Source organism: Sulfitobacter sp. HI0040 (assembly GCF_001634885.1).
In the GTDB taxonomy this organism is placed as follows: domain Bacteria; phylum Pseudomonadota; class Alphaproteobacteria; order Rhodobacterales; family Rhodobacteraceae; genus Sulfitobacter.
In genome coordinates this window covers 1-10,125 of record NZ_LWEX01000256.1, presented here as the reverse complement: position 1 = coordinate 10,125, position 10,125 = coordinate 1, and the positions used below count along the sequence as shown (strand labels likewise).

The 10,125-nt window shown below is 65.0% G+C and carries 12 protein-coding genes; 5 read left to right on the top strand and 7 right to left on the bottom strand.

The annotated features are described in order from the left end of the window. The 3 genes from A3728_RS13345 to A3728_RS13335 form a co-directional block, all read left to right on the top strand. Positions 1 to 1,119: DUF2927 domain-containing protein (locus tag A3728_RS13345; RefSeq protein WP_067924605.1), on the top strand; the 1,119-nt coding region annotated here is incomplete at its 5' end. Positions 1,120 to 1,147: 28 nt separating this feature from the next. Continuing rightward, the gene (locus A3728_RS13340; protein WP_067924602.1) at positions 1,148 to 1,321 is read left to right on the top strand and encodes an apolipoprotein acyltransferase; all 174 of its coding nucleotides are present in this window, start codon (positions 1,148 to 1,150) and stop codon (positions 1,319 to 1,321) included. A gap of 3 nt (positions 1,322 to 1,324) precedes the next feature. Next, on the top strand, positions 1,325 to 2,512 hold the full coding sequence (locus A3728_RS13335; protein ID WP_067924600.1) for a vWA domain-containing protein: 1,188 nt from the start codon (positions 1,325 to 1,327) through the stop codon (positions 2,510 to 2,512). A gap of 10 nt (positions 2,513 to 2,522) precedes the next feature. On the opposite strand, the gene A3728_RS13330 is transcribed toward A3728_RS13335, so the two are convergent. Continuing rightward, positions 2,523 to 2,963, bottom strand: a complete 441-nt coding sequence (locus tag A3728_RS13330; protein WP_067924597.1) for a MarR family winged helix-turn-helix transcriptional regulator — start codon at positions 2,961 to 2,963, stop codon at positions 2,523 to 2,525. 173 nt (positions 2,964 to 3,136) lie between these two features. Between A3728_RS13330 and A3728_RS13325 the strand changes: the two genes are divergently transcribed. After that, on the top strand, positions 3,137 to 3,565 hold the full coding sequence (locus tag A3728_RS13325; protein ID WP_067924594.1) for an OsmC family protein: 429 nt from the start codon (positions 3,137 to 3,139) through the stop codon (positions 3,563 to 3,565). 27 nt (positions 3,566 to 3,592) lie between these two features. Here the strand turns inward: A3728_RS13325 and A3728_RS13320 are convergent, their stop codons facing one another. After that, entirely contained in the window at positions 3,593 to 4,099 is a 507-nt protein-coding gene (locus tag A3728_RS13320) for a DUF421 domain-containing protein (protein WP_067924591.1), read from the bottom strand. Between the two features lie 124 nt (positions 4,100 to 4,223). Between A3728_RS13320 and A3728_RS13315 the strand changes: the two genes are divergently transcribed. Further along, positions 4,224 to 4,907 carry a M48 family metalloprotease gene (locus A3728_RS13315; protein ID WP_067924589.1) on the top strand — a complete coding sequence of 228 codons (684 nt, stop codon included), beginning with the start codon at positions 4,224 to 4,226 and terminating at the stop codon, positions 4,905 to 4,907. On the opposite strand, the gene A3728_RS13310 is transcribed toward A3728_RS13315, so the two are convergent. The 5 genes from A3728_RS13310 to A3728_RS13290 form a co-directional block, all read right to left on the bottom strand. Next, positions 4,886 to 5,473, bottom strand: a complete 588-nt coding sequence (locus A3728_RS13310) for an RSP_2648 family PIN domain-containing protein (protein ID WP_067924587.1) — start codon at positions 5,471 to 5,473, stop codon at positions 4,886 to 4,888. The genes A3728_RS13315 and A3728_RS13310 overlap by 22 nt on opposite strands. Beyond that, positions 5,473 to 6,681: an RSP_2647 family RNA methyltransferase gene (locus A3728_RS13305; protein ID WP_067924585.1), complete on the bottom strand. Its 1,209-nt coding sequence runs from the start codon at positions 6,679 to 6,681 to the stop codon at positions 5,473 to 5,475. The genes A3728_RS13310 and A3728_RS13305 overlap by 1 nt, the downstream gene beginning before the upstream one ends. 38 nt (positions 6,682 to 6,719) lie before the next feature. Further along, a complete protein-coding gene (locus tag A3728_RS13300; RefSeq protein ID WP_067924583.1) occupies positions 6,720 to 7,394 on the bottom strand; it encodes a DUF6778 family protein in 675 nt (224 codons plus the stop codon). Between the two features lie 138 nt (positions 7,395 to 7,532). Further along, the gene (locus A3728_RS13295; RefSeq protein WP_067924582.1) at positions 7,533 to 7,805 is read right to left on the bottom strand and encodes a hypothetical protein; all 273 of its coding nucleotides are present in this window, start codon (positions 7,803 to 7,805) and stop codon (positions 7,533 to 7,535) included. Next, positions 7,802 to 10,125 (bottom strand): glutamine-synthetase adenylyltransferase (locus A3728_RS13290; RefSeq protein ID WP_067924579.1); only part of this gene is annotated, 2,324 nt, incomplete at its 5' end. The genes A3728_RS13295 and A3728_RS13290, both read right to left, overlap by 4 nt.

The window sequence follows — 10,125 nt, the reverse complement described above, 5'->3', positions numbered from 1 at the left end:
GAAACCCCCATCACCGTTGCGGTGCGCGGCCCCGCCCCCGCCACGCTCGCGCCCGACCTGCGCCGCCTGCTGGCGCGCCTGCGGCGCGAGGCCGGGATCGACATCAGCCAGGTCTACGACCCTTCCGCCAATGTCATCGTTCAGGCCGTCACCCGCGCCGAGATCCGCGATGTGCTTCCTGATGCCGCCTGTTTCGTGGCGCCCAACGTCAGTTCGCTGGCCGAATATCGCAAGCTGCGCCGGTCCGCCCGTACGGACTGGACGCGGCTGCAGACCCGCGAACGGCTGACCGTCTTTCTGCCCAACGATTCCAGCCCGCAGGAAGTGCGCGACTGCCTGCACGAAGAACTCGCCCAATCGCTGGGTCCGCTCAACGATCTGTACCGGCTGTCCGACTCCGTCTTCAACGACGACAATGTGCATACCGTACTCACGGGCTTCGACATGCTGATCCTGCGGGCGTATTACGATCCCGCCCTGCGCTCGGGCATGTCGCGGACGCAGGTCGCCCGCGCGCTGCCCGCCATCCTGTCGCGGCTGAACCCTGCGGGGGACAGCGGCCCCGGACAACGCGCCAGCTTCACGCCGCGCGGCTACAGCGACGCCATCCAGACAGCGCTTGGCCGCTCCACCGACCCCGCCGACCGCCGGATCGCGGCCAGTGAAGCGGTGCGCATCGCGGACCGCATGGGCTGGCAGGACCACCGCCGCGCCTTTGCGCATTTTGCGTTTGGCCGTGTGCTGCAGCTGAGCGATCCCGTGGCGGCACAGGCCCATTTCCAACTGGCCGACAGGCTCTATACCGCGACCCCCGGCACCGCACTTCACCGCGCCTATGTGGCGACGCAACTGGCGGCCTATGCAATCAGCACGGGCGATGGCGACACAGCGCTCCGTTTGCTTGCCCCGCATCTCGATACCGCGCAGCGAGGCGAGAACGCGGCGCTTCTTTCGACGCTTTTGCTGCTGCAGGCCGAGGCGCTCGACCTGTCGGGCCGCCCCGAAGAGGCACGCGTGGTCAGGGTGGACAGTCTGGGCTGGGCGCGCTACGGCTTTGGCCCTGACTGGGCCGTGCGGGCCAAGCAGCGCGAAATCGCATCGCTGAACCCGCGCAAGTGATCAACCGCGGACGGGTGGCGCAAACGACATGATCGTAATCGTATTGGGCCTTCTGGGCATTTTCATCGGCGTCAGAACGGCGAAGAAGCGCGGCGGCAACCGCAAGGACATGGCGCAATACGGCGCCGGCTACGGCATCGCCTTCGTCTTGCTCGGCATGATCCTCACCGTGATCCTGGACCGTTTCCTGCTGGGGGTCTGAGGAATGTTCCTGCCGTTCTTCGAACAGCTGCGCAAGCACCGGGTCCCGGTCTCCATGCGCGAATTCCTCGCCTTTCTCGACGGGATGTCGGCAGGCCTCGCCACCTATGACGTGGAGGCGTTCTATTACCTCGCGCGGGTGTCGATGGTGAAGGACGAGCGCAACATCGACAAGTTCGACCAGGCCTTCGCCGCCGCCTTCGAAGGGCTCGAAAACATCCAGCTCGACGACGTGCTCGAAGCCGTGGACATCCCCCGCGACTGGCTGGAGAAAATGGCCGAAAAGCACCTCTCCGCCGAGGAAAAGGCAGAGATCGAGGCCCTGGGCGGGTTCGACAAGCTGATGGAAACGCTCAAGCAGCGTCTCGAAGAGCAGAAGGGTCGGCATCAGGGCGGCAACAAGTGGATCGGCACTGCCGGCACCTCGCCCTTCGGGGCCTATGGCTACAACCCCGAAGGCGTGCGGATCGGCCAGAAGGAATCCCGCCACCAGCGCGCCACCAAGGTCTGGGACAAGCGCGAATTCAAGAACCTCGACGACACCGTCGAACTGGGCACCCGCAACATCAAGGTCGCGCTCAAACGGCTGCGCCGCTGGGCCCGCGATGGCGCGGATGAGGAACTGGACCTGAACGGGACCATCCGCGCCACGGCGGAACACGGCTATCTCGACGTCAAGACGCGGCCAGAGCGGCGCAATGCCGTGAAGGTGCTGCTGTTTCTCGACGTGGGCGGGTCAATGGATCCGCATATCAAGGTGGTCGAAGAGCTGTTCAGCGCGGCCAAGGCCGAATTCAAGCACCTCGAATATTTCTACTTTCACAACTGCCTTTACGAAGGCGTCTGGCGCGACAACCGGCGCCGCTGGAACGCACAGGAAAGCACGACCGAAATCCTGCGGACCTATGGGCCGGACTACAAATGCATCTTCGTGGGCGATGCCTCCATGTCGCCCTATGAAATCGCCTATCCGGGCGGGGCCAATGAACACTGGAACGCCGAAAGCGGCGCGACATGGCTGGGCCGTGCCCGCGACCAGTGGCAAAGCAATCTCTGGATCAATCCCATCCCCGAGAAATACTGGCCCTATACCCAGTCGATCGCGATGATACAGGAAATCTTCGGGCAAGAGCACATGGTGCCGATGACGCTCGAAGGTCTGTCGCGCGGGATCAAGACGCTCACCCGCTGACGCGCGGCGTTTATTCCGCCGCTGTCAGCGCGCCGTGCAGCCGCGCCAGCCGTCCCCGCAACTCCGCGATCTCGGCGCTGTCCATCCCGGTGGAGGCTTCGACGCAGCGCGGTATTTCGCGGGCCTGCGTCTCCATCGCGCGGCCCCGTTGCGTCAGGGTTACGGCGACCTTGCGTTCATCCTGCAGATCGCGGGAGCGGGTGACGAGACCTGCAAGCTCCAGCCGTTTGATCAGCGGCGTGAGCGTGCTGGATTCAAGCCCCAGCCGCGCACCGATCCGCCCGACCGGCATCTGGTCCTCTGACCACAGCACCACCATCACTAGGTACTGCGGATAGGTCAGCCCCAACGGCGCGAGCAAGGGTTTGTACAGGCGGTTGAACGCCTGTTGCATCGCATAGACATCGAAACACAGCATGTCGTCGGGGGTGAGCTTGGGGTCTTGTGGCATGGGCGGCTCCTTGCCGTGGTTTTTATATCGCGCGCGACCCTCCAGCAAGACATTGACCGACCGGGGGGTTCGATGTATGTATCACACTATTAAATCGCGCACGATATATTGGAACGTCAAGAGGTTTCAGACGTTGTGACGCCAACCCCCAACTGAAACGAAAGGTTTACACTATGAGCATCAAGAAACACGGTTCCGCCAAGTGGACAGGCAACCTCAAGGAGGGCAAGGGCCACGTCTCTACCCAGACCGGCGTGCTGAACGATCAGCCCTACGGGTTCCAGACCCGCTTTGAAGGCAAGTCCGGCACCAACCCCGAGGAACTGATCGGCGCTGCCCATGCGTCCTGCTTTTCCATGGCGCTGTCGATGATCCTCGAAGGCGAAGACCTCGTTGCCGACAGCATCGAAACCAAAGCCACTGTTCACCTTGAGCAGAAGGACGGCGGGTTCCACATCCCCAAGGTTCACCTTGACGTGACGGCCTCGATCCCCAACGCGACCGAAGAGCAGTTCAACCGCGCGGCCAATACCGCAAAGGAAAACTGCCCGATCTCCAAGCTGCTGACAGCGGAAATCACAATGGATGCGAAACTGGCCTGAGCCTGACGCATCCCCACGGGGCCACCTTCAGGGGTGGTCCCGGACCCCTTCGAGCAGCACGGCATCGACCGCCTTGTCGCCATGCAGAACCGAGACATCGCCGGTCTGCTCAAAGACCACCGCCCGCACCTCTGACATTTGCAGAACATTCGCTTCGCGCAGTTTCGCGATCAGGTCCGACCGTGTGACCTTCGCATGGGCGAGGTTCTCCTCCAGTATCTCCCCGTCCCGCATCAGCAGCAGGGGTGCGTTGTCCATGGCCGCGGCCGCAGGGCGCAGATGTGTGCGCAGCCGGGCCAGAAACGCCTGCACGACGAAAAGCGCCGCCAGCCCCGACAGCCCAAGGCCGAGCCCCGTCGTCCCCGACACCACGACAGAAGCAAGGATCGACCCCATCGCCACCGTCACGGCGAAGTCATGGTTCGCCATCTTGGAAAAGGACCGCAGCCCGTTGAGCCGGACGAAACACACCAGCGCGACGATCATCACGAAGGCTTCGACGAACGGCATGACAAGGTCGGTAAGTGTGGGCATGGGAAGCTCCGGTCAGTTGCAGACGACCAGATAGCCCGCGACCGTCGGGGCACAATGGTGCTTTCGCGGGGGCATGGCATGACAGCGTGCTTGCGTCCCCCGCCCCAGCCCCCATATTCGCTACATGATCCGCGTCCTACCGATCCTTCTGGCCATTCTCTACGGTATCGCCATGTATCGCTTTTCAGCGTGGCGGACGGCGAAGCAGCTCGACCAGAAATCCACCGAATTGATGGATCCCGCGCTGAAGGACATGAGCGACCGCATGGCGCGCGCGCTCGATCTGCCGCGCATCAAGGTGCATATCTACGAAATCGATCCGGTGAACGGGCTCGCCGCGCCGGACGGGCGGATCTTTATCACGCGGGGCTTTTACAACCGGTTCAAACGGGGGGAGGTAACGGCCTCCGAACTGGCCAGCGTCATCGCCCATGAACTGGGCCATGTGGCGCTGGGGCATTCGCGGCGTCGGATGATCGATTTTTCCGGCCAGAATGCGGTGCGTACCGCGTTGGCGATGGTGCTGGGCCGGCTTATCCCCGGCGTGGGCATCTGGATCGCGAACATGCTGGCGACCATGCTCGCCGCGCGGCTCTCGCGGTCCGACGAATACGAAGCCGATGCCTATGCAGCGGCCCTGCTGACCAAGGCGGGGATCGGGATCGAACCGCAGATATCGCTCTTTCGCAAGCTGGAGGCGCTGACCGAAGGGGCCGGTGGCAGCACGCCCGCATGGTTGCTGAGCCACCCCAAGACCGAAGAGCGCATCGCCGCGCTGAAACGGCTTCAGCTGCGCTGGGACGAATGACCGGGCGGCTGGGCGGAAGTGCGCAGTGCCTTGGCCAGTTGCGGCATGCGCGCTTTCTTCAGCAGGTCATTGAGCGCCCAGCCCTGGCCTGAGAGCCGCTCCGCCTCCGCCCGCACGCTTTCGGCCACGGCGGCGACCGTATCGGGTGCCTCTCGCCAGAGATCGCGCAGATAGCCATCGGGATCGACCCGGGTGATACCGCTTTCGGCCAGCAACCGGGTCGGGAAATCGCGGGCATTGCGCGTCATGATGGACTGGGCGCGCGCCTCTACGGCGGCGGCCAGCACATGCACATCGTCGTGATCAGGCAACCAAAGCGCGCTGGCCGTCTCCGGCGCCGAGGTGACCACGGCATCGGGCCAGTCCCGGCGCAGCAGGGCAATCTCCGCCTCCGCCTGCGGAATGCCTTCGGGGCCTATCTTTACCGCCGCGAGGCGCCATTCCTCCAGTATCCGGTCAGACCAAAGCGGGGTGAAGAGCCCCTTCCCCGCCGCGCCCAATACCAGTTCACGCATAACCGTGGGATAGAGCACATTCGCATCGATCAGGATGCGCGGCCCTGACATCAGACGCGGAAGAACAGTGATTTGAGATAGCCGCTTTCGGCCAGTTGCGGCAGTTGCGGATGATCCGGCCCCGCCTGCCCCGTATGCAGCAGGACGGCACGCCGCCCCGCGCGCCCGATGCCGCGCACGCTCGCGGTGCGGAACTGGCCCATGTCAGCGGCGTGCGAGCAGGAGCAAAGCACCAGTATCCCGTCCTCCGCCACCAACGGGGCGGCCAGCCGTGCGACCTTTTCATAGGCGCGCAGACCGGCCTCCAACGCAGGCTTGGCGGGGGCAAAGGCGGGCGGGTCGCAGACGACGACGTCAAATTGCTGGCCCTCGGCCCGCAGGGCGGTCAGCGCCTCGAAGGCGTCGCCCTGACGAGTGCTGAAATCATCCGCACGCCCCATCGCCGCTGCCCCGGCCTGCGCGAGATCGAGTGCGGGCGCCGATCCGTCCACCGCCAGTGTCGAAGCGGCGCCGCCCGCCAGTGCGGCCAGCGAAAAGCCCCCCACGTGGGAAAACACGTCGAGTACGCGCGCCCCGCGTGACAGCTCCGCCACGAAGGCGTGGTTGGGCCGCTGGTCGTAGAACAATCCGGTCTTCTGTCCGCCGGTCAGATCCGCCATGTAGATGGCACCGTTCATCGGGACTTCGACGGGGGCAGCCGGTGCCTCTCCGGTCAGGACCGAGGACACATCGTCGAGCCCTTCAAGGGACCGGGTCCGCCCGCCTGCGTTCTTGAGCACATGTTTGACGCCGGTAACGGACACCAGCGCCGCGCAAAGCGGTTCCAGCAGGGCGTCGGCCCATGCCGCGTTGGGCTGGATCACGCAGGTATCGCCGAACCGGTCGATCACCACGCCCGGCAGACCATCCGCCTCCGCATGGATGAGCCGGTAGAAGGGCGCATCGTAAAGCTGTTCGCGCAGTTTGAGCGCACGGCGCAGATGGCCCGCGAACCATGCCTCGTCGATGACCGCCTCCGGATCGGGGTCGATCATGCGGGCGATGATCTTGCTCGCCGGGTTTACGGCGACAAGGCCCATGGGGCGGCGGGTATCATCGTCGAGCCGGGCCAGCGTGCCGGGGGCAAGGCCCCGGGTGCGCCTGTCGGTCACCAGTTCATTGGCGTAGACCCAAGGAAAGCCATGCCGGATGGCACGGGCATTGGCCTTCGGCAGAAGACGGACGGTGGGGCGGTCGGATGCGGAAAGGGGCGCTGTCATAGCGCCCCCTCTAGTCGGTTCCTGAGGATGGATAAAGCTCAGAATTTGTTGAGCGCCTGGATCAGCCCCAGCTTCGCGTTGCGGTGGCCTTCGGGGCGGGACAGTTCCTGCCGGAGGACTTCCGCCAGATGCGCGGTGATCCGCACCTTCTGGGTTTCACCCCGGGCATCGGCAAGGATCGCCTGCCGCCCGCCGAACCCATCGAGGTCCGCCTGCACTTCGCGGGTTGGGCGCAGCAATTCGCCGGTGCGTGCATCCCGCAGCGTCAGCAGGAAGGTGATGGAATGCACACCGCCCACGGTATAGCGCGTCTTTTCCGTAAGCGAATGAAAGCGCCGCACTTCGACATCAAGGCGGACGGGCGTTTCCCCGTCGAAAGCCTCCGCGCCCCGGGCAAAGGCGGTGTCGAAGATCGCCTTGACCTGTGCGTGGCGGTCCCCCAAGGGGTCGCCGCGCCACACGATGTCGCCGCGCGGATAGAAACGGTTCGCCTCGCTGACCTCAAGGCTTTCGGGCACCAGCACGTTGATCTCCGCCACGTTCAGCGACACCGGCATCGCGACCACGGGGGCTGCCGCAACCGGGGCGACCGTCGGGATCGGCGTGGTTTCGAAAGGGGCGGCCCGGGTGGGGAAATCCGGGGCTGCGGTACAGGCCGATACGAGAACGCCCAGTCCAAGGGCGGCGATCGTCTTGATGATGGAAATGTTCATGGCGTCCTCGCTTTTCTCTGTCTGAACCGGTTCTGGCGGCCAAATAGGGCGAGTTTGCGACCGAAATATATTTCCTTCGTGAATTTTACGCGTTTTTGAGGTGTCAATCCTCAGTTATTGAGACTGCGTGCAAGTGGATCAATTCCGCGGACGGCTCCGCCATCCGCCGCGCCGGCGAGGCGCCTGCAAGGTGGTCAGGCCATCCCGCAGCACAACCGTCATCGGGTGCTCCTCCACCGCATCCTGTCGGGTCAGCAAACTGCGGATGAGACCGGGCGTATCGGCATCGAGCGGTAGGCTCAGCGCCCAGTCGAGGAAGATCGACCGGCATTCGGAGGCGGTGATCCCGTCGATCCGGTACGCCTCATAAATGAGGCCCTTGGGATCCTCGGGTGCATGCTTTTCGGTCATTCCTGCTCCGCCCTTGCGCCGACGCTGCGCGAGATGGCCCTATCTATCTGTTCGCGCGCAGTTTTATAGGTATCCAGCATCTTGCGCTCCAGTGCGGGCAGGTCATCGACGCCAAGGCTGCGGCAAAGAAAGGCGATCCCCGCCTGCCCCAGCCGGTCCGCATCTATGGGCTTCGAAGACAACAGTCGCGCCGCACATTGCAGGGCCCAGCAGTTGTCGTAGCATTCCTCCAGCACGCGGACCTCGTCTTCGTTCAGCAGCGCCGCCCGAACCCCGGCGCGCAGACCGGCGGGCACGTCCCCCGCCATTTCGCCAGCGACAAGCGCGCCCGCCTGCGCGAGCAGTTCGATGTCCTGCAGGCGGCCCGGTCCGATCTTGGCATCGAAGGGGCCGTGGGGAGACTTCGCATCGGCGATTCGGGTCCGCATGCGGGCCATTTCCTCGACGATACCGGGACCGGCTGTCTCACGCCCAATGATCTCGCGTCGCAGCGCCTCCACGTCTTCCCCCAGATCGGCGGGCCCCGCCACGATCGCGGCGCGCGTCAGCGCCAGATGTTCCCAGACCCACGCCTGTTCACGCTGATAGCTCTTGAAAGCGGCAAGGCTGGTGGCGACAGGCCCCTGATTGCCCGAAGGCCGCAGCCGCATGTCCACCTCGTAGAGCTTGCCCTGGCTCATCGGGGCGGTCATCGCCGTGATCATCGCCTGCGTGAGCCGCGCGAAATAGGGCCGCGTGGCCAGCGGGCGCGGCCCGTCCGATCCTTCGTCCTCCCGGGGATCGTAAATCACGNTCATATCGAGGTCGGATGTCGCCGTCAGCATCCCCGCGCCCAGCGACCCCATCCCGAGGATCACGGCCCCCCGCCCCGGCGGCGGCCCGTGCCGCGTGGCGAATTCCCCCACCACCACCGGCCAGAGCACGGAAAGCACGGCGCGTGCCAGATCGGCGTAGTGCCGCCCCGCGGTCTGCGCATCGATCAGCCCGCGCAGATGATGCACGCCCACGCGGAAATGCCATTCCTTCGCCCAGCGGCGCGTGGCGTCCAGCCGGGTCTCGTAATCCGCTTCTCGTAGCAGCGTATCGGTCAGCAATTGCTCCAGCGCCCGGGGTTCGGGCCATGGCGCAAAAAAGTTGCCGTCGATCACCGTGTCGAAGACGGTCGCGTTATGCGACAGGTGATTGGCCAGCGCGGGCGAGGTGGCGACGATATCCACGAGAAGGTCTGCAATCTGCGGATTGGCCCGGAGCAGCGAAAAGAGCTGCACCCCCGCCGGCAGCCCCGCCAGAAAGCCGTCGAAGGCCAGCAGCGCCTCGTCCGGCTTGCTGGATCGTGCCAGCCGCGACAGAAGGTCCGGCTTCAACCGCTCGAAAATCTCGGCGCCGCGCGCACTGCGCAGCGCGGGATAGCTGTGCCAACGGTCGATCACGGCGGTATCGAACCTGTGTTCCTGCGGCCCCGGCGCCTTTGGCCCGCTGCGCGAGGCGGCAAAGAAACCTTCGGTCATCTCATGCACTTCGCTGAGCCGCGCGTGCAGGTCGCGCATCAGATCGTCGCGGTCCATATCCATCATGCAGGCCAGACGATCGAACCCCGCTTCCGTTTGCGGCAGCGCATGGGTCTGGGCATCCTGCACCATCTGCAGCCGGTGCTCTACCGTCCGGTGCATCCGATAGTGGCGGGTCAGGGTTTCGGCCGCATCCCCGGGCACCCAGTCCTTTTCCGCCAGCCGGGCCAATGCCGGCACCGTCTGGCGCAGGCGCAGGGCCGCGTCACGCCCCCCGGCGATCAACTGCCGGGTCTGGGTGAAGAACTCGATCTCCCGTATGCCACCGCGACCCAGCTTCATGTCGTGGCCCGGCAGGGTGATGGGCCCGCCCAGCCCCTTATGCTCGCGTATGGCCAACCGCATGTCATGAGCATCCTGAATGGCCGCGAAGTCGAGGTGCCGCCGCCAGACGAAGGGCCGCAACGTGTCGAGGAACCTTTCCCCCGCCGCGATATCCCCCGCGCAGGGTCGCGCCTTGATATAGGCGGCCCGCTCCCACGTGCGGCCCAGCGATTCATAATAGCGTTCCGCCGTTTCCATGGCGATGCAGACGGGCGTGACGCCGCTGTCGGGCCGCAGGCGCAGATCGGTGCGGAACACGTAGCCCTCTGCAGNATTGTCGCTGAGGGTTGCGGTCATGGCGCGGGTCGCACGCACGAAGGCGGTGCGGGCCTCGTGAAAATCGTCGGGATCGAAGCGGGTTTCGTCAAACAGGCAGATGAGGTCGATATCCGACGAATAATTAAGCTCCCCCGCCCCCATCTTCCCCA